Origin of the sequence: Amycolatopsis solani (genome assembly GCF_033441515.1) — a bacterium.
GTDB lineage: Bacteria > Actinomycetota > Actinomycetes > Mycobacteriales > Pseudonocardiaceae > Amycolatopsis > Amycolatopsis solani.
In genome coordinates this window covers 1612381-1629858 of record NZ_JAWQJT010000003.1, presented here as the reverse complement: position 1 = coordinate 1629858, position 17478 = coordinate 1612381, and the positions used below count along the sequence as shown (strand labels likewise).

The 17478-nt window shown below is 71.5% G+C and carries 18 protein-coding genes; 13 read left to right on the top strand and 5 right to left on the bottom strand.

Annotated elements, in window-relative coordinates:
- On the top strand, window positions 1–2310 hold the full coding sequence (locus SD460_RS40210) for a [protein-PII] uridylyltransferase (RefSeq protein ID WP_318307530.1): 2310 nt from the start codon (window positions 1–3) through the stop codon (window positions 2308–2310).
- Here the strand turns inward: SD460_RS40210 and SD460_RS40205 are convergent.
- The 3 genes from SD460_RS40205 to SD460_RS40195 form a co-directional block, all read right to left on the bottom strand.
- Window positions 2307–3611, bottom strand: coding sequence for a GGDEF domain-containing protein (locus SD460_RS40205; protein ID WP_290049954.1), 1305 nt, complete (start codon window positions 3609–3611; stop codon window positions 2307–2309). The two genes, SD460_RS40210 and SD460_RS40205, sit on opposite strands and share 4 nt — an antisense overlap.
- 419 nt (window positions 3612–4030) lie before the next feature.
- Window positions 4031–4777: a glucose 1-dehydrogenase gene (locus SD460_RS40200; protein WP_290049955.1), complete on the bottom strand. Its 747-nt coding sequence runs from the start codon at window positions 4775–4777 to the stop codon at window positions 4031–4033.
- Between the two features lie 23 nt (window positions 4778–4800).
- The gene (locus tag SD460_RS40195) at window positions 4801–5385 is read right to left on the bottom strand and encodes a TetR/AcrR family transcriptional regulator (protein WP_290049956.1); all 585 of its coding nucleotides are present in this window, start codon (window positions 5383–5385) and stop codon (window positions 4801–4803) included.
- A gap of 117 nt (window positions 5386–5502) precedes the next feature.
- On the opposite strand from SD460_RS40195, the gene SD460_RS40190 reads away from it, so the two are divergent.
- From SD460_RS40190 to SD460_RS40180, 3 genes are all read left to right on the top strand, one after another.
- Window positions 5503–5865 carry a hypothetical protein gene (locus tag SD460_RS40190; RefSeq protein WP_290049958.1) on the top strand — a complete coding sequence of 121 codons (363 nt, stop codon included), beginning with the start codon at window positions 5503–5505 and terminating at the stop codon, window positions 5863–5865.
- 53 nt (window positions 5866–5918) lie between these two features.
- The gene (gene ku / locus SD460_RS40185; RefSeq protein WP_318307529.1) at window positions 5919–6782 is read left to right on the top strand and encodes a non-homologous end joining protein Ku; all 864 of its coding nucleotides are present in this window, start codon (window positions 5919–5921) and stop codon (window positions 6780–6782) included.
- Window positions 6783–7107: 325 nt separating this feature from the next.
- Window positions 7108–8103, top strand: coding sequence for an SIR2 family protein (locus SD460_RS40180; RefSeq protein WP_290049961.1), 996 nt, complete (start codon window positions 7108–7110; stop codon window positions 8101–8103).
- On the opposite strand, the gene SD460_RS40175 is transcribed toward SD460_RS40180, so the two are convergent.
- Window positions 8100–8564: a MarR family winged helix-turn-helix transcriptional regulator gene (locus tag SD460_RS40175; protein WP_290049963.1), complete on the bottom strand. Its 465-nt coding sequence runs from the start codon at window positions 8562–8564 to the stop codon at window positions 8100–8102. The genes SD460_RS40180 and SD460_RS40175 overlap by 4 nt on opposite strands.
- Before the next feature lie 9 nt (window positions 8565–8573).
- Window positions 8574–10352 (bottom strand): ABC transporter ATP-binding protein, encoded by a 1779-nt coding sequence (locus tag SD460_RS40170; RefSeq protein WP_290049964.1) that lies wholly within the window; start codon window positions 10350–10352, stop codon window positions 8574–8576.
- Between the two features lie 183 nt (window positions 10353–10535).
- Between SD460_RS40170 and ffh the strand changes: the two genes are divergently transcribed.
- The 9 genes from ffh (at window position 10536) to rplS (ending at window position 17472) form a co-directional block, all read left to right on the top strand.
- Entirely contained in the window at window positions 10536–12074 is a 1539-nt protein-coding gene (gene ffh, locus SD460_RS40165; protein ID WP_290049965.1) for a signal recognition particle protein, read from the top strand.
- The gene (locus SD460_RS40160; protein WP_290049967.1) at window positions 12071–13147 is read left to right on the top strand and encodes an amidohydrolase family protein; all 1077 of its coding nucleotides are present in this window, start codon (window positions 12071–12073) and stop codon (window positions 13145–13147) included. The genes ffh and SD460_RS40160 overlap by 4 nt, the downstream gene beginning before the upstream one ends.
- A 45-nt stretch (window positions 13148–13192) precedes the next feature.
- Window positions 13193–13918 (top strand): CPBP family intramembrane glutamic endopeptidase, encoded by a 726-nt coding sequence (locus SD460_RS40155; protein WP_290049969.1) that lies wholly within the window; start codon window positions 13193–13195, stop codon window positions 13916–13918.
- Between the two features lie 99 nt (window positions 13919–14017).
- Window positions 14018–14815: a CPBP family intramembrane glutamic endopeptidase gene (locus SD460_RS40150; RefSeq protein ID WP_290049970.1), complete on the top strand. Its 798-nt coding sequence runs from the start codon at window positions 14018–14020 to the stop codon at window positions 14813–14815.
- Between the two features lie 171 nt (window positions 14816–14986).
- Complete coding sequence (rpsP, locus tag SD460_RS40145) at window positions 14987–15430, top strand: 30S ribosomal protein S16 (protein ID WP_155545316.1); 444 nt, start codon at window positions 14987–14989, stop codon at window positions 15428–15430.
- Window positions 15427–15666, top strand: a complete 240-nt coding sequence (locus tag SD460_RS40140) for an RNA-binding protein (protein WP_003103110.1) — start codon at window positions 15427–15429, stop codon at window positions 15664–15666. Before rpsP ends, SD460_RS40140 begins: the two co-directional genes overlap by 4 nt.
- Window positions 15667–15687: 21 nt before the next feature.
- A complete protein-coding gene (gene rimM, locus SD460_RS40135; protein WP_290049983.1) occupies window positions 15688–16200 on the top strand; it encodes a ribosome maturation factor RimM in 513 nt (170 codons plus the stop codon).
- Between the two features lies 1 nt (window position 16201).
- On the top strand, window positions 16202–16951 hold the full coding sequence (trmD, locus tag SD460_RS40130; RefSeq protein WP_290049984.1) for a tRNA (guanosine(37)-N1)-methyltransferase TrmD: 750 nt from the start codon (window positions 16202–16204) through the stop codon (window positions 16949–16951).
- Between the two features lie 152 nt (window positions 16952–17103).
- Complete coding sequence (rplS, locus tag SD460_RS40125) at window positions 17104–17472, top strand: 50S ribosomal protein L19 (protein ID WP_086855881.1); 369 nt, start codon at window positions 17104–17106, stop codon at window positions 17470–17472.
- Window positions 17473–17478 lie beyond the last annotated feature (6 nt).

Below are 17478 nucleotides of genomic sequence, written 5' to 3'. Positions count from 1 at the left end.
ATGGCCGACGGGGGCGAACTGGTCAAGGCCACCGAGCGTTTGCTCGAGGGCAGGCACGGGAGGCTGGGGGCGTCCGCACTGCGGGCGGCCCTGGTCGACCTCTACGAGTTCTGGCTGGGCAGGGGAGCTTCGGCGGCCGGCGTCGACACCGCGGAACCGGGTGTCGCGCTGGTCGCCGTGGGCGGGCTCGGCCGCCGGGAGCTGGTGCCGTTCTCCGATCTCGACCTGCTGCTGGTGCACAACGGCAACGGTGGCATCGGCGAGATCGCGGACGCGCTCTGGTATCCCTTGTGGGACGCGAAAGTCGGGCTCGACCACTCGGTCCGGACGCCCGGCGAAGCACTGAAGGTCGCTTCGGAGGACCTTCGCGTGGCGATGGGCCTGCTCGACGCCCGGCACCTCGCCGGGGACGCCGAGCTGAGCGGGCGGCTCGTCGCGGCGGCGCGTGAGCAGTGGCGCCGCACCGCGCGCAAGCAGCTCCCGGACATGACGGCGTCGGTCCGGCAGCGCTGGACCCGCAGCGGCGAGATCGCGCAGTCCGCCGAACCCGACCTCAAGCACGGCCGGGGCGGGCTGCGCGACTTCGCCGTCCTGGAGGCGCTGGCCGCGGCGCAGCTGACGGCGCGTCCGGGCGAAGAACTCCTGGCGGCCAAGGAACTCCTGCTCGACGTCCGCACCGAGCTGCGGCGCGAGATCCGGCGCGAACGGGACGTCCTGTCCGCGCCGGAGGCCGAGCTGGTCGCTTCCGAACTCGGGTTCGGCGACCGGTTCACGCTGGCCCGCAAGCTTTCCGGCGCGGGCCGCACCATCGCGTACGCGCTGGACGTCGCTCTCCGGTCCACTGTGGAGCCGCCGAAGACGCGGTTCGGGCGGCGCCCGTCGCGGACGCCGCTCGCGGAAAACGTGGTGCTGCACGGGAACGAGGTCGCGCTGGCCCGCGACGCCGTCCCGGCGAAGGACCCGGCGTTGCTGCTGCGGGTCGCCGCGGCGTCGGCGCGGACCGGGAAGCCGATCGCGCTCGGCACGCTCAAGGCCCTCGCCGAGTCGGCGCCGGAACTGCGCGCGCCGTGGCCGTCCGAGGCGTTGAACGCGCTGGTGGAGCTGCTGGGCGCGGGGGAGGGGCTGGTCGACGCGGTCGAGTCGCTCGACCGGACCGGCCTGTGGTCCCGGCTGTTCCCCGAGTGGGGCGCGGTCCGCGACCTGCCGCCGCGCTCGCCGGTGCACCAGTGGACGGTCGACCGGCACCTCGTGCGCACCTGCGTCGAGGCGGCCAAGCTGACCACCACGGTGCCGCGGCCGGACCTGCTGCTGATCGGCGCGCTGCTGCACGACATCGGCAAGGGCCGCGACGCCGACCATTCGGAGCTGGGCGCGAAGATCTCCGCCCAGGTCGCGACCCGGCTCGGCCTGAGCCCGGCCGACGCCGCGACGGTGTCGTCGATGGTCCGCCACCACCTGTTGCTGCCGCACACGGCGACCCGGCGCGACATCAGCGAACCGGCCACCGTGGCGCGGGTGGTGAAGACGCTGGACAGCGACCTGGTCCTGGTCGAGCTCCTGCACGCGCTGACCCAGGCCGATTCGCTGGCCACCGGCCCCGGCGTCTGGACGGACTGGAAGGCGCGCCTGCTCGCCGAACTGGTCTCCGGCTGCGAAGAAGTGCTGCGCGGCAAGGGTTTCACGGCCCCGTCGCCGATGGACGACGAACAACGCGAACTCGTCGCTTCGGCCGTGGCGTCGGGAACCGGCGAGATCCGGATCAGCTCCCACGGCAAGGTCGTGACGGTGCTCTTGGCGGTCCCGGCCCGCGCGGAACTGCTGGCCCCGGCGGCGGGCGTACTGGCGCTGAATTCGCTGGAGGTCCATTCAGCGATCCTGCGCGGCCACGACGGCGGCCGCGCGGGCGTGTTCACGGCGTCCCCGAAGTTCGGCTCCCTGCCGGACGCGACGCTGCTGCGCGAGCAGTTCGCGAGGGCGGTGGCGGGCACGCTCCCGCTGACCCAGCGCCTGGCGGCGAAGGAACGCGACTACGGCGCCCCGGCACCGGTCGCCCCGAAGGTCCTGTGGTTCGACGACGAGACGAGCGGCCCCGACACGGTGGTCCTGGAACTACGCGCGGCCGACCGCATCGGCCTGCTGTTCCGCGTGGCGGGCGCGCTGCGTCGCTGTGACGCCGAAGTCCGTTGGGCCAAGGCGTCGACGCTCGGAGGTGCGGTGGTGGACTCGTTCGCGGTGACCCCCCGCAGCGGCCGCATCGAACCGGGCTGGCGCCGAGAGGTGGAACAAGCCGTCCTGGCGGCGGCTTCCTAAGCCGGCGCCGTGCCGTCGACCACCTGGTTGCGGCCCGCGTCCTTGGCCCGGTACAGGGCCTTGTCCGCGGCCTGCAGCAGGCGGTCGACGGCCGTGCCGCCGTCCGGGTAGGTGGCCACGCCGATGGACGCCGACAGGTCGCCGATCACGCGCGACGCCGTGCCGTCGGAGTACTCGACCTTCAGCGTCTCGATCGCCGAGCGGATGCGCTCGGCCACCGCCAGGACCGCGGCCGGGCCGATGTCCGGGAGCAGGACCACGAACTCCTCGCCGCCGAAGCGGCCGACCGAGTCGTAGTCGCGGACCGCGGACTTGATCGTCGCCGCGACCGCGCGCAGCGCCGCGTCGCCCGCCAGGTGGCCGTGCTCGTCGTTGATCAGCTTGAAGTGGTCCAGGTCGATCATCAGCACGCCGAAGGTGCTCCGCGTGCTGCGCTGGGCCCGCGCGAGCTCGCGTGACGCCAGCAGGTGCCAGCCGGTCGTGTTGAACAGGCCGGTCTTCTCGTCGGTCGTCGCCGCGATCTCCAGCTGCTTGATCAGCACCGCCCGGTGCAGCACGAGCAGCGGCGGCACGATCGCGACGGCGAGCGCGGGCAGTGTCGCCAGCGTCAGCGCCGTGAGCAGGCCCAGGCAGAGCGTCGCGACCTCGAGCAGGTTGTCACCGAGCCCGCCGAAGAACGCCTTCACCGAGCGCGTCGTGATGGTCAGCGCCGGGAGGATCGTGATCGCCGCGACCAGGAAGTACGCCGCCGCGGCGAGCGCGATGGCCGTGACGCCGCGCCAGCCCGCCGTCAGCGCCGTGTACATGTCCGGGATGCCGAGGCGGCTCAGCACGAACTCGGCCGAGTAGCAGGTGACGACGACCAGCGTCGCGTTCAGCGTGGTCCGGAACGGCGGGACGCGCTTGATCCGCGCCAGGCTGCGCGTCGCCAGGTGCGTGTACAGGACGGCGATCAACGCCGTGACCAGCGCCGGCGGCAGGAGCAGCACCCCGGCGAACGTCCAGACCGACGTCAGGTTGATGTGCGGGGTGTCCGACACCAGCCGCCGGACGCGCTCGACCTGACGGCCCAGCTCGGCTTGCAGCACCCCGAGGCCGGCGAGCACCCCGAAGACGGCCAGGTCCCACGCGCGCACCGGCACCACGGCGGCCGTCCAGACGGTGGCCACGAGCGCCACGGACTCGACGAGGAAGCAGTAGAAGACGAGCGACCGGCGCTGCCGCCAGAGCGTCCAGCGAGCAGGGTTCAGCGCCCCTCGGATCCGGCCCGGCCGGGACTGGTCCGGACGGGCGCCGTCCATACTCAAGGCGGTGCAACTCCCCTGGGTGAGCCGACGATCCGCGTCCACCACACCACACCGGGCGGCCGCGATCGACGATTGCCACACGATCGGAGCAGCGAAGGGAGGCTGCCGCCATGCGCAACCGCGAGTCCTGAGCCCCTGAGTCCGATGTCCGCCGCGGACCACCGGAGGGAGGCCGTCGTGCGCAACCGCGAATCCTGAGCCGCCGCAGCCCTCGCCGTACGTCCGGAAGGAGCAGCGCCGTGCGCAATCGCGAGTCCTGACCCGAGCCCACCTGTCCGCACCGCTCGGAAGGAGAGCCCCGTGCGCAACCGCGAGTCCTGACCCCACCGCACCCCGACCGCCCGGCACGAGAAGGGAACGTCACCATGCGCAACCGTGAGTCCTGAAGGAGCCGCGGGCTCGGGTGGGGCCGCTCAGGCGGTCGCGCCGCCGTCGACCACGAGGTCGTGCCCCACGGTGAAGGCCGCTTCGTCCGAAGCCAGCCACAGCACCGCGGCCGCCACCTCGGCGGTGGCACCCACCCGGCCCAGCGGGATCGCGCCCTTCAGCCGCTCGGCGCGATCGGCGTCCGTCTCGCCGGGGCGCCGCGACATCTCGGTGTCGGTCGCGCCCGGGCTGACCGCGTTGATGCGGACGCGATCGGCGATGTGGTCGCGCGCCGCCGTGCGGGTCAGCGCGCTCACGGCCGCCTTCGACGCCGCGTAGGCCGCCATGTTCGGCAGCCGCCCGTGCGCGCCGATGTTCGACGAGATGTTGACGATCGCGCCGCCGCCGTGCGCCCGCATGTGCGTGACCTCGTGCTTCAAGCACAGCCACGTCCCGGTGACGTTCGTGTCCAGCACCGCGCCGAACCCGTCCTCGTCGAGGTCCGCGGCCGGGGCCGGCGACCCGAGGATGCCCGCGTTGTTGACCGCGACGTGCAGCCCGCCGTGCCGCGCGACGACCGTCTCGACCATCCGCGCCACGTCGGCGGAGTCGGTGACGTCCACGGTCACCGCGTCGCCCCCGATCTCCTTCACCGTGGCCGCCAGCCGCTGCTCGTCCCGCCCGGCGACGACCACCGTCGCGCCCTCGGCCGCGAACGCCCGCGCCGTCTCCCGCCCGATGCCCGAGCTGCCGCCCGTCACCAGGACGACCTTGCCCGTGAACCGTGCCCCCATGGTGTGCCTTCTTTCTGGTCCGATCAGTCTTGAATGAGTCGCATTGCCTGCGAGATGGCCGCGTCCAGCCGTCGTGCCGCGTCCGCGCCCTTGCCCAGGACGCGCAGGCCCTGGAGCACGGTGAGCAGGAAGCGCGCCAGCGTCGCCGGCTCGCTGCCGCCGTCGAGTTCGCCCTGCGCCCGCGCGCGTTCCAGCGCCATGGTCAGCGCGACCTCGAGGGTGTCCCAGCTGCGCTCCACCAGCCGCGCGACCTCGGCGTCGTGGGGGAGCAGCTCGATCGCCGAGTTGACGACGAAGCAGCCCATCTTCACCTCGTCGCCGAGGATTTCCGCCCGGTAGCCGTCGAACAGCCGCCGCACGGCCGCCACCCCCGAACCCGGGCCCGACAGCTCGGCCAGCACCCGTGCGTCGGCCCGGTCCGCGTAGCGCTTCAACGCCGTCACGTAGAAGTCGTGCTTCGAGCCGAAGGTGGCGTACAGGCTGGCCTTGGCGACGCCGACGTGCGTGACGAGGTCGCTGACCGACGTCGCCTCGTACCCCTGCCGCCGGAAGAGCGTCAGCGCGGCGTCGCAGGCTTCGTCGACGTCGAACTCCTTCACCCGGGACATGATCGAAACCCTAGCCGTATCGAGAACGCTCGGTCAAATAAGTAAGCGGCGGTGTGTCGCTTCGGGTGAAAGCGCGTGCGGTGGCACCATGGCTGCTCGGACCGGAGGGGGTGAGCGATGCAGGACCGGCTGACGCTGCCGCCGACCGTCGTCGCCACCCACCTGCGGTCGTGCGCCGAGGAGCTCGCGGTGAGCCTGCGCTGCGGCGGCCCGGGCGCGACGACCGCCGAGCTCACCGACGTCGTCGCCCAGCTCGTCGCCGGCCAGGAGGCCATTTCGCACGCGCTCGCCGGCCTCGCCGCCCGCGTCGAAGGCGGGTCGGCCGCGCTCGCCGCGGCCCCGCCGCTGGACGTCGAGGTGGTCACCGAGGTGCTCCGCGCGGCCGCCATCGCGTCCCGCTGTTCGGCCGAAGCGCTCGACGAGGTCACGCCGTCGTTCGAATGTGTGAGCGAATCCGTCGCACCTGACACCCGTTTGTAGCTGTCGGGCCGCGGGACCGCCTGGTTAGCCTGGGACCTGCGGAGGTGGTGCGCATGCGGGCCGTCTGGACGGGCACGATCGGGTTCGGCAGTTACGCCGTTCCGGTGAAGGCGTACAGCGCGACGGAAGAGCGCGAGATCCCGCTGCACCAGGTCCACGAAACCGACGGCGGCCGCGTCCGGGTCAAGCGCGTGTGCGAGGTCGACGGCGAAGAGGTGCCGCCGGCGGAGGTGGTCCGCGGCTACCCGGTCCCGGGTGGCGACGTCGTGCTGCTGACCGACCACGAGCTGGCGTCGCTCCCGATGCCCGGCCGCACGATCGCCATCCGCGGCTTCGCCCCGCTCGCCGACGTCGACCCGATCTGGTTCGCGCGCAGCTACTACCTCGAACCCGAGCCGGCGGGCACGAAGCCGTACGTGCTGTTCAGCGAGGCGCTGCAGCAGTCGGGGCGGATCGCGCTGGTGACGGTCGCGCTCCGCCGCCGCGAGACGCTCGGCGCCCTGCGCGTGCGTGACCAGGTGATCGTGCTGGAAACCGTGCTGTGGCCCGGTGAAGTGCGCGAGCCCGACTTCCCGTTCCGCCACGCCGACGTCGACATCCGGCCCGGCGAACTGCGCCGCGCGGTGAACCTCATCGAGGAGCTGACCGGCGAGTTCGACCCAGGCCGCGTGCCCGACCGTTACCGCGAAGCGCTCCAAGCGTTGATCCAGGCGAAGATCGACGGCGCCGAGGTCGTCCAGCCCACGGCCGCCGAGCAGGCGGACGGCGTCACCCGCCTGCTGGCGGCGCTGCAGGAGACCGCGGCGGACGCCCGCCCGGCCGCCGTCGTGAAGGCGAAAGCCGCCGCGTCCAGGGCGGCGAGAGCGCGTACGACGGCGAAGCGAGCCGCCGGTCGCGGGCGCGCGAAGACGTCTTGAGTATTACTACCCACGGGTAATTGAGGGTTCTCACACTCAACGGACCACCCCCGGCGCGGCAGACTCCTTTCCTGTCAGCGGATACCGGATCGCTGGCAGGGGGGATCCGGACGGCCCCTGGGGAGGTGAGCCGTCCGGGGACCAGGGTTCCGGGGCGGGCCGATGGAGGAGCGGCCCGTTCCGGAACCCGCCCGCACCACGGGGAGGTGGCGCGGACGGAGGGGAGCTTGAAGCCGCCGTGGAGGGATCGAGGGGTCTCCGCGGCGGCTTTCAGGCGTCCGCGATGCCGGAGTTACCCTGACCGCCCAGTTCTACGGGAGGTGCGGTGGCGGGTTCGGTCTACTTGCTCGGGTCTGGTTTCAGCCGGGCGATCAGCGAGCACATGCCCACCATGGACGGCCTTTCCGTGGCCATTCGCAACGATCTGAGCGCCAGAGGGCTACCGGCCCTCCCCGGGCAAGACACCCCACTGGCGGACAACTTCGAACAGTGGCTGAGCTACCTCGTCGAGGAGCCGCCGTGGCTGGCTGAGGGGCAGACGTATCGAAACCGCGGTGCCTTCAGCGACGTGGCCGAAAGCCTGCATTCCGTTTTGTCCGCTCTTCAGCTTCAGGTGACCACGGACGCGCCGCCGGCTTGGCTGGCCACACTCGTCCGGCACTGGCAGGCGGTGGGCTCGACAGTGATCACTTTCAACTATGACCTGTTGGTCGAAAAATCCTGGTTGGCCCTCGAACGAGGACATGGCTGGGGCGACCTCTACCCGGTAGCGATCGCGCCGATCGGATCACGAGTCGCGGCGGTGTGGGGTAGTGAGGGCAACAAGGGCGGCTTACGGCTCCTGAAGCTGCACGGCTCCCTGAACTGGCGTTATTCGGGACCGTCGAGCCCGCCGGGTGACCAGGTTTTCGATGTCGGCTACGCCCCGTGGGATGGCAGCGGGATTCCCCGCACGGACGACTCCGAAGAGCTGAGCGCCGACAAGGTGCCGATGATCGTTCCACCCGCGGCTGTGAAGAGTCCCTACTACGTGAACAACACGATCCGAGCGATGTGGCGCCAAGCCGCGGAAGCGCTCCGCGAAGCGGACGAGTTGGTGATCATCGGGTTCAGCCTGCCACCCTCGGACCAGATAGTCCGTTCGATGCTCGCGACGGAGTTGAACACCGACGCGACGATCATCCCCGTCGACTACGGCGACGCGATCGTGGACAACCTCCAGCGGATCTTCCCCGCGGACCGGATCATCACGGATTACGCAGGTCTTGGCGTCTCCTCGGTGCCCAATTGGGTCGCATCGGCAGCGAACCTCGCGGATTAGGCGTCCGCCACCCGCACCAAAAGATCGGCCGCCAGCTTCAGCAGCTGCCGTTCCGTCGGCGACAACGTCGACTCCAGCGCCGCCGCCAGCCACCGTTCCCGCTGGACGCTGTACTCCCGCAGCACCGCCAGCCCCGCCGGCGTGATGCTGATCAGCGACCGCCGCCCGTCCTCCGGGTCGGTCGTCCGCGTCACCAGCTCGCGCTCCGACACCCACGCCAGGATCCGCGTCAGCGACTGCGGCTGCAGCCGTTCCGCTTCGGCCAGCTCGGTCGGCGTGTGCGTGCCCGCCCGGTACAGCCGGCTCAGCACCGCGAGCACCGCCGGGCCGGGGCCGCTCGGGTCGCGCTCGGCGCGCATCCGCCAGTTGAGCCGCCCGACGCCCTCGCGGACCCGCCAGGCCAGGTCGGCGAGCTCGGCGTCGGCGCTCACGCGCGAAGCGGTGTCGGGGTCCGGGTGCATGGACCCAGGTTAGGCGGTTCCCCGGACCAGCCGGGCATAACGCCCGTCGAGCGCCAGCAGCTCCGCGTGCGTCCCGCGTTCGGCGATCCGGCCCTCGTGCAGCACCACGATCTGGTCCGCGTGCTCCACAGTGGACAGCCGGTGCGCGATGGTCAGCGTCGTGCGCCCCGCGGCGAGCCGGTCGAGCTCGGCTTGCACCGACCGTTCCGTGCGGGTGTCCAAAGCGCTGGTCGCCTCGTCCAAGATGAGCACCGGCGGGTTGCGCAGCAGGATCCGCGCGATCGCCATCCGCTGCTTCTCACCGCCGGAGAACCGGTAGCCGCGCTGGCCGACGACGGTGTCGTACCCCTCCGGCAGCGCGGCGAGGGTGTCGTGGATGTGCGCCGCCTTCGCCGCCAGCTCGATCTCCTCGTCGGTCGCGTCCGGCTTCGCGAAGCGCAGGTTCTCGCGCACGGTGTCGTGGAACAGGTAGGTCTCCTGCGACACCAGCCCGACGCCCGCCGCGAGCGAGGCCAGCGTGACGTCACGGACGTCTTCGCCGTCGATCCGCACCGACCCGGCGTCCACCTCGTACAGCCGCGCCACCAGGTAGGCGAGCGTCGTCTTGCCCGAGCCGGTCGACCCGACCAGCGCCGTCGTGGTCCCGGCCGGGACGTCGAGGTCGACGTCCCGCAACGTCCACCCGCCCTCGGAGCCGTACCGGAACGACACCCCGCGCATCGAGACGTCGCCCCGGCGCACCTCGAGCGCCCGCGCCCCCGGCTTGTCCGCGATCTCCACCGGCAGGTCGAGCACCTCGAAGATGCGGCCGAACAGCGCCTTCGACGTCGCCACGTTCTGGCCGATCGTCTGCATCGCGGTCGCCGGGGCGACCAGCCGGTTGAGCATGCTGGTGAACGCCACGACGGTGCCGAGCGAAAACGGCGACGCGCCGCCGGCCAGCGCGAGCCCGGCGATCCAGTAGACCAGCGCGGGGATGGCGGTCAGGCTCATCCCGCGTGACGCGGTCTGCCAGCGCCCGGCCAGCGCGGCGGCGCGTTCGAGCGCCGCGATCTCCCGCGACTCGGCGCCGAACCGCTCGCGCACGGCCCGCTCGTTGCCCATCGTCTTGGCGAGCAGCACGCCGGTGACGGAGAGGGACTCCTCGACCATCGTCGTCAGCCGGGCCAGCCGCCGCGTCCGGCCTCGGGCGAGCGTCCGCCGCCGCTTGCCGAGCCGCAGCGTGAACAGCAGGAACAGCGGGACGACGACCAGCGACAGCCCCGCCAGCTGCCAGTCGAGCGCGATCAGCGCCGCGGTGATGGCGATCGTCGTGGTCGCGTTCTGCACCACCGAGCCGGCGGTCGTGGTGATGACGTTGTCGACGCCGCCGATGTCGTTGAACACCCGTGAGAGCACTTCGCCGCTCTTCGTCCGCGTGAAGAAGCCGAGCGACATGCGCTGCAGGTGGCCGTAGACCGACACGCGCAGCTCGTTCATGACGCGCTGCCCGATCGTGTTCGACAGCCCGGTGGTGGCCACGCCGAGGGAGCCGCTGCCGACCGCGCAGGCGATCATTCCCGCGGCCAGGAGGCTGATCAGCAGCGTGTCGCGGTGCGGCAGGGCGTCGTCGAGGATCTCGCGCAGCAGGAACGGCGAGACGACGCCGAGGCCGGCCTGCACGACGATCAGCGCGAACAGCGCAGTCAGCGGCCCGCGGTGCGGGCGGAACAGCCCGGCGATCCGCCGCAGCGGGACCGGCTCGTCGGCGTCGGTGGCCGGTTCACGGAGGACAGGCGCGGAAGTCATACGCGTATGTTTACTTAATTCGGGGCAATGTTCCAGTGTTTTTCCGGAAACCGGTGAAGTGTTGGTACGCACATGCGTAGTACAGGCGCGTGCCCGCGAAGAGAACCAGCCGGAGCGACTACCCTCGAAGGGGCCGGCCTCGTCCGGCGCGCCACTCTCGACCCAGCTGGAGCGTGCACACCCGTGTTCGACACCCTCTCCGATCGGCTCACCGCCGCCCTGCAGACGCTCACGCGCAAGGGCAGGCTGTCCGACGCCGACATCGACGCCACCGCGCGCGAGATCCGCATCGCGCTGCTGGAGGCCGACGTCGCCCTCGGCGTGGTCAAGACCTTCATCGCGAAGATCAAGGAGCGGGCGAAGGGCGCCGAGGTCTCCCAGGCGCTCAACCCCGCGCAGCAGGTCGTCAAGATCGTCAACGAGGAGCTCGTCGCGATCCTCGGCGGCGAGACGCGCCGGCTCAACCTGGCCAAGACGCCGCCGACCGTCATCATGCTGGCCGGCCTGCAGGGTGCCGGTAAGACGACGCTCGCCGGCAAGCTCGCGCTGTGGCTGAAGAAGCAGGGCCACGCGCCGATGCTGGTCGCCTGCGACCTCCAGCGCCCGAACGCCGTGACGCAGCTGCAGGTCGTCGGCGAGCGCGCCGGCGTCGTCACCTTCGCGCCCGAGCCCGGCAACGGCGTCGGCGACCCGGTCGACGTCGCCCGCCGCGCCATCGCCGAGGCGAAGCGCGCGCAGCACGACGTCGTCGTGGTCGACACCGCGGGCCGCCTGGGTGTCGACGAAGAGCTGATGAAGCAGGCCGCGGACATCCGCGACGCCGTGCAGCCGGACGAGACGCTGTTCGTCGTCGACGCGATGATCGGCCAGGACGCCGTGACCACGGCGGAGGCGTTCCGCGACGGCGTCGGCTTCAGCGGTGTCGTGCTCACCAAGCTCGACGGCGACGCCCGCGGTGGTGCCGCGCTGAGCGTCCGCGAGGTCACCGGCCAGCCGATCCTCTTCGCTTCGAACGGCGAGAAGCTCGAGGACTTCGACACCTTCCACCCGGACCGGATGGCGTCGCGGATCCTCGGCATGGGTGACGTCCTCACCCTGATCGAGCAGGCCGAGCAGGCCTTCGACCAGGACCAGGCCGAGAAGGCCGCGGCGAAGCTGTCCAGCGGCCAGCTCACCCTCGAGGACTTCCTCGAGCAGATGCTCGCGGTCCGCAAGATGGGCCCGATCGGCAACCTGCTCGGCATGCTCCCGGGCGCCGGTCAGATGAAGGACCAGTTGGCCCAGGTCGACGACAAGCACCTGGACAAGCTGCAGGCCATCATCCGTGGCATGACCCCGGCCGAGCGCGACGACCCCAAGATGATCAACGGCTCCCGGCGGCTGCGCATCGCCAACGGGTCCGGCGTGACCGTCCGCGAGGTCAACGACCTGGTCAACCGGTTCTTCGAGGCCCGCAAGATGATGGCCCAGATGGCCGGCCGGTTCGGCTTCGGCGGCGGGGGCGGCGGCTCCAAGTCGCGCAAGGGCAAGAAGGGCAAGAAGGGCCGCGGCCCGACGCAGCCCAAGGTCCGCGGCGGCTTCCCCGGCGGCATGCCGATGCTGCCCCCGGGCGGGCAGATGCCGGGCGGGATGCCCGATCTCTCGAAGCTGGGCGGCATGAACGACGTCCCGGGCTTCGACCCGTCGAAGTTCAAGCTGCCGAAGAACCCGAAGGACAATTGAGCGGGGCGCTGCACGTCGCCGGGGTGGTCCTGCCCGGCGGCGAGTCCCGCGAACTCTGGATCACCGGCGGCCGGATCTCGGCCGAGCCGGTGCCGGACGCCGAAACGCTGGGCCGGGACGTCTTTCTGGTGCCCGGCCTGGTCGACGCGCACTGCCACCCCGGCATCGGCGTCGGCGGGCCGGTGTCGCTCGAGGAGGCGACCGAGCAGGCACTCCGGGACCGGGCCGCGGGGACGCTGCTGATCCGCGACTGCGGCCTGCCGATCGACGTCCGGCCCCTGCAGCGGCGCGCCGACCTGCCGACGATCATCCGCGCCGGGCAGCACCTCGCGCTGGCCAAGCGGTACATCCCGGGCCTCGGCATCGAGCTGGACGACCCTTCGCAGCTGCCGGACGCGGTCGCCGAGCAGGCGCGGGACGGTGACGGCTGGGTCAAGCTCGTCGGCGACTGGATCGACCGCGGCGCCGGCGACCTCGCGCCGCTGTGGCCCGACGACGTCCTCGCCGAAGCGGTGAAGGTGGCGCACGACAACGGCGCCCGCGTCACCGCGCACGTGTTCGGCGAAGCGGCGCTGCCCGGCCTGCTCGCGTCGGGCATCGACTGCCTGGAGCACGGCACCGGCTTGAGCGCGGACCAGCTGGCGGAACTCGCGCAGAACGACGTCGCCCTGGTGCCGACCTTGATCAACATCGAGAACTTCCCGGGCATCGCCGACAAGGCGGGCAAGTACCCGGCGTACGCGAACCACATGCGGGCGCTGCACGCCGGCGTCGGCGAGATGGTCGCGTCCGCCATCGAAGCGGGCGTACGCGTCTTCGCGGGCAGCGACGCCGGCGGCATGGTCGAGCACGGCAGGCTCGTCGACGAGATCGAGGCGCTGCACCGCGCGGGCATGACCCGCGAACAGGCCCTCGCGAGCGCGTCCTGGGCGGCCCGGGACTGGCTCGGCCACCCCGGCATCGCCGACGGCGCCCCGGCCGACCTGCTCGTCTACCCGAGCGATCCGCGCGACGACCTGGGCGTCCTGCGGCATCCTTCGCACATCGTGCTCGGCGGCGTGGTTTACGCGTAGACCCCGCCGTTTTCCTTGCGGGACCGGCACTTTAGCGTGGGAGGCGTGACGGACGACGACGGCGCACGGCGCGTACTGGGAGCGCACTGGTGTTTCGTGGCGTTCTTCGCGGGGATCGCGGGCTACTACCTGATCAACCTGCTCATCGCCGCGGCGGTCAACCGCAACGTCGGCGAGTTCGATCCCCTCGAGCTGCGGGACATCGGCCCGCTGCTGCTGCTCGCCTTCGTGCCCAACCTCCTGCTCGGCCTCGGCCCGGCGGTGGGCTCCTGGACGTGGGGCCACGGGCTGCGCGCCGACTTCGGGCTCAAGCCGACCTGGCGCGACGTCCGGATCGGCCTCGCCTGCGGCGTGCTCGCGCTCGTCGTCGGCTACCTGCTCAACCTGGTGCTGATCGCGGTCTACGGCGCCGACGACGTCTCCGACAGTCCGCTGACCGACCTCGCCGACACCTTTGACGGCGACACCGTGTGGCTGGTGCTCGCCGCGGTGATCGTCATCGCCGGCGCCCCGATCACCGAGGAACTGCTGGTCCGCGGCACGCTCTGGAACGCGCTGTCGTTCCACCGCGTCCCGCCGTGGGTGGTGCTCCTGGTGACGTCGGTGGTGTTCGCCCAGCTCCACGGCGAGCCGACGCGCACGATCGCGCTGATCGGCCAGGGCATCGCGATCGGGCTGGCCCGGCACCTGTCGGGCCGCGTCAGCGCCGGCGTGATCGCCCACGCCGCCAACAACCTCCCGCCCGCCGTCCTGCTGTTCGTCGCGCACTGACGTTGCGAAGATCGATGGACAGTAGTCGGACGGATACTGTGTGATCACCGCCCGGCGGCTAGGCTCGAAGCAGGAGCCGAGCGACGCGGAGGGCAAGGCGTGACCACTTCCCAGCCCCGGGACCCGGCTGCCGACGCGACGCCCCTGCCCGAGCCGGAAGAGCCCGCCGCCTTCCTCCCGGCCGTGCCGAGACACCGGTGGGGGTTCGGCGCCTTCCTGCTCGTCGAAGCCGTGCTGCTGTCGACCGCCGCGTTCGTGTCCGTGCTGGTCGGGGACACCGGGCCCGGTCCGCTGCCGATGCGCGTCGTGCTGCTCGGCACCATGCTGCCGACGATGATCGCCGCCGGCGTCGCGGTGCTGATCACGTACGTCCGCGGCAACGGACCCGTCGTCGACCTGCGGATCGAGTGGCGCTGGGCCGACGTGAAGACCGGTTTCCGGTACGGCTGCGTCGGGCTCGTCTTCACCACGCTCGCCGCCTACCTGTGGACGCGGCTGGTCGGCGACGCCAACGCGACGTCGGCGATCAGCTCCCTGGTCGAGGACCGCCGGATGTCGGTCTCGGCCGCCGTCGTGATGTTCGTCTACCTCTGGCTGCTCGGCCCGATCTGCGAAGAGATCATCTACCGCGGCCTGCTCTGGGGCGCCGCCGAGCAGCTGCAGTGGCGCAGCGAGCGCTGGGGCCGCGTGGCCGCGTTCCTGCTGTGCACGGCGGTGTTCGCGGCCAGCCACCTCGAGCCGCTGCGCACGACGTTGCTGCTGGTCATCGCGGTGCCGATCGGCCTCGCCCGGCTGGTCACCGGACGGCTGCCCGCCAGCATCGTCGCGCACCAGGTGAACAACTTCCTCCCGGCGCTCACCATCCTGCTCGGCGCGCTCGGCGTGGCCTCTTTCTGAGCCTCTTTCCGGGCCCGCGGCAGCCGTCTGGCAGAATGGGTCACTGCCTGCTTCCGCCGGACCCTCTCACCGTGCGAAAGCTCCTGACCTTCGGGTGCCCGCGTCCGTGTCCCCACTCGGCCCGCGTGCGCCCAGCCCAGCACCAGAGAGACTCGAGGAGAACCCACACCCGTGGCCGTCAAGATCAAGCTGCAGCGCCTCGGCAAGATCCGTGCGCCGTACTACCGCATCATCGTCGCCGACGCGCGCACCCGCCGGGACGGCAAGGCCATCGAGACGATCGGCAAGTACCACCCGAAGGAAGAGCCAAGCCTGATCGAGGTCGTCTCCGAGCGCGCCCAGTACTGGCTGGGTGTCGGCGCGCAGCCGACCGAGCCGGTCCAGCGCCTGCTGGAGATCACCGGTGACTGGCAGAAGTTCAAGGGCCTGCCGGGTGCCGAGGGCACCCTGAAGGTGGCCGAGCCGAAGCCGTCGAAGCAGGACCTGTTCAACGCGGCGCTGGCCGCGGCCGGCGAGGAGCCCTCCACCGAGGCCACCACGCCGAAGAAGAAGTCGGCCCCCAAGAAGGCCGAGGCCGAGAAGGCCGAAGCCACCGAGGGTGAGAAGGCCGAGTGAGCTTTCTGGCTGACTCCCTCGAGCACCTGGTGCGCGGGATCGTCGACAACCCGGACGAGGTCCGGGTCGAGCTGCTGACCACTCGCCGTGGCCGCACGCTCGAGGTGCACGTGCACCCCGACGACCTCGGCAAGGTGATCGGCCGGGGTGGTCGCACGGCGACCGCCCTGCGCACCGTCATGGGCGGCATCGGTGGCCGCGGCGTCCGCGTCGACGTCGTCGACACCGACCGCTGAGCCTTTTCGGAAACGGTCAGGATGGACGTCGTAGTCGGCCGCATCGCCAAGGCGCACGGAATCCGCGGGGAACTCGCGGTGGACGTGCGCACGGATTCGCCGGACCAGCGGTTCAGGATCGGCGCGGCCGTGACGACGAAGCTGCGTGACGGCAGCAAAAGGGAACTCACCATCGCAGCCGCCCGCGAACACAGCGGGCGGCTGCTGGTGCGTTTCGAGGAGGTGCTGACCCGCGACGTCGCCGAGACGCTGCGGGGGGCCCTCCTGCTCGCCGACACCGACACGCTGCCGCCCACCGGCGACCCGGACGAGTTCTACGACCACGAGCTGGCCGGCCTGCGGGCCGAGCTGACCGACGGCACGGTCGTCGGCAAGGTCGTCGAGGTCGTCCACTCGCCCGCGGGCGAGCTGCTGGAACTGGACGTCGACGGCCGCGAGGTGCTGGTGCCGTTCGTCCGCGCGATCGTCCCCACGGTGGACATCGCGGGCGGCCGGGTCGTGCTCGACCCGCCGGAAGGGCTCCTGGACGCCTGACATGCGGATCGACGTCGTCACGATCTTCCCCGAATACCTCGACCCGCTGCGCGCCGCGCTGCTGGGCCGGGCGATCGACCGCGGCCTCATCGAGGTCGGCGTGCACGACCTGCGCGACTGGACCCACGACGTGCACCGCGCGGTCGACGACGCCCCGTACGGCGGCGGTCCCGGCATGGTCATGAAGCCGCAGATCTGGGGTCCGGCGCTGGACGACGTCTGCCGCCCGGAGACGCGGCTGGTCGTGCCGACGCCGGCCGGCAAGCCGTTCACCCAGGAACTGGCGCACGAATACGCGGCGGAGCAGCACCTGGTGTTCGCGTGCGGCCGCTACGAGGGCATCGACCAGCGGGTCGTCGACGACGCGGCCCGCCGGATGCCGGTGGACGAGGTGTCGATCGGCGACTACGTCCTGGTCGGCGGCGAGGCGGCGGTGCTGGTCATCGTCGAGGCCGTCGTCCGGCTGCTGCCCGGCGTGCTCGGCAACGCGCGTTCGGCCGCCGAGGACTCCTTCTCCGACGGCCTGCTCGAAGGGCCCAGCTACACGCGCCCCGAGGTGTGGCGCGAGCTGGCCGTGCCGGACGTGCTGCGGTCCGGGAACCACGCCCTGATCGACCGCTGGCGGCGCGACCAGGCCCTCGAACGCACCGCCCGGCGCCGCCCCGATCTCCTGGCCGCGCTGCCCGACGGTAGCCTGGACAAGCATGATCGCGGGGTCCTCGAGGGCTTGGACCCCGGGCCGGTTACTTGATCCGTACCCCGGTCTGCCATACTTGACAGGTTGGCGTGAGTGGACCTCGTCGTCCGCGAGCCCGCCAGCAGCCCCCCGGGTCGCCCGCAGCGGCACCGTTGCGCGCCTGGGGACGTGTACGCAAGCCATACGAAGACGAGGACGGACCACCGATGAACACCCTGGACGCGCTGGACAAGCAGTCGCTGCGTTCCGACATCCCGGACTTCCGCCCGGGCGACACGCTCAAGGTGCACGTCCGCGTCATCGAGGGCAACCGCGAGCGCAACCAGGTCTTCCAGGGCGTCGTGATCCGCCGTCAGGGCGGCGGCATCCGGGAGACCTTCACCGTCCGCAAGGTCTCCTTCGGCGTGGGCGTCGAGCGCACCTTCCCGGTGCACTCGCCGAACATCGCCGAGGTCGAGGTCCACAAGCGCGGTGACGTGCGGCGCGCGAAGCTCTACTACCTGCGCGACCTGCGCGGCAAGAAGGCCAAGATCAAGGAGCGCCGCGAGAACCGCGAGACGGCCTCGGCTAACTGAGTCACA

Bases quoted from the DNA above. Each gene is read 5' to 3' on its own strand.
- SD460_RS40175 (WP_290049963.1), bottom strand. From the start codon at position 8,564: ATGCACCCGGACCCCGACACCGCTTCGCGCGTGAGCGCCGACGCCGAG.
- rimM (WP_290049983.1), top strand. From the start codon at position 15,688: ATGGACGTCGTAGTCGGCCGCATCGCCAAGGCGCACGGAATCCGCGGG.
- SD460_RS40210 (WP_318307530.1), top strand. From the start codon at position 1: ATGGCCGACGGGGGCGAACTGGTCAAGGCCACCGAGCGTTTGCTCGAG.
- trmD (WP_290049984.1), top strand. From the start codon at position 16,202: ATGCGGATCGACGTCGTCACGATCTTCCCCGAATACCTCGACCCGCTG.
- SD460_RS40195 (WP_290049956.1), bottom strand. From the start codon at position 5,385: ATGTCCCGGGTGAAGGAGTTCGACGTCGACGAAGCCTGCGACGCCGCG.
- SD460_RS40205 (WP_290049954.1), bottom strand. From the start codon at position 3,611: ATGGACGGCGCCCGTCCGGACCAGTCCCGGCCGGGCCGGATCCGAGGG.
- SD460_RS40170 (WP_290049964.1), bottom strand. From the start codon at position 10,352: ATGACTTCCGCGCCTGTCCTCCGTGAACCGGCCACCGACGCCGACGAG.
- ku (WP_318307529.1), top strand. From the start codon at position 5,919: ATGCGGGCCGTCTGGACGGGCACGATCGGGTTCGGCAGTTACGCCGTT.
- SD460_RS40190 (WP_290049958.1), top strand. From the start codon at position 5,503: ATGCAGGACCGGCTGACGCTGCCGCCGACCGTCGTCGCCACCCACCTG.
- SD460_RS40200 (WP_290049955.1), bottom strand. From the start codon at position 4,777: ATGGGGGCACGGTTCACGGGCAAGGTCGTCCTGGTGACGGGCGGCAGC.
- rplS (WP_086855881.1), top strand. From the start codon at position 17,104: ATGAACACCCTGGACGCGCTGGACAAGCAGTCGCTGCGTTCCGACATC.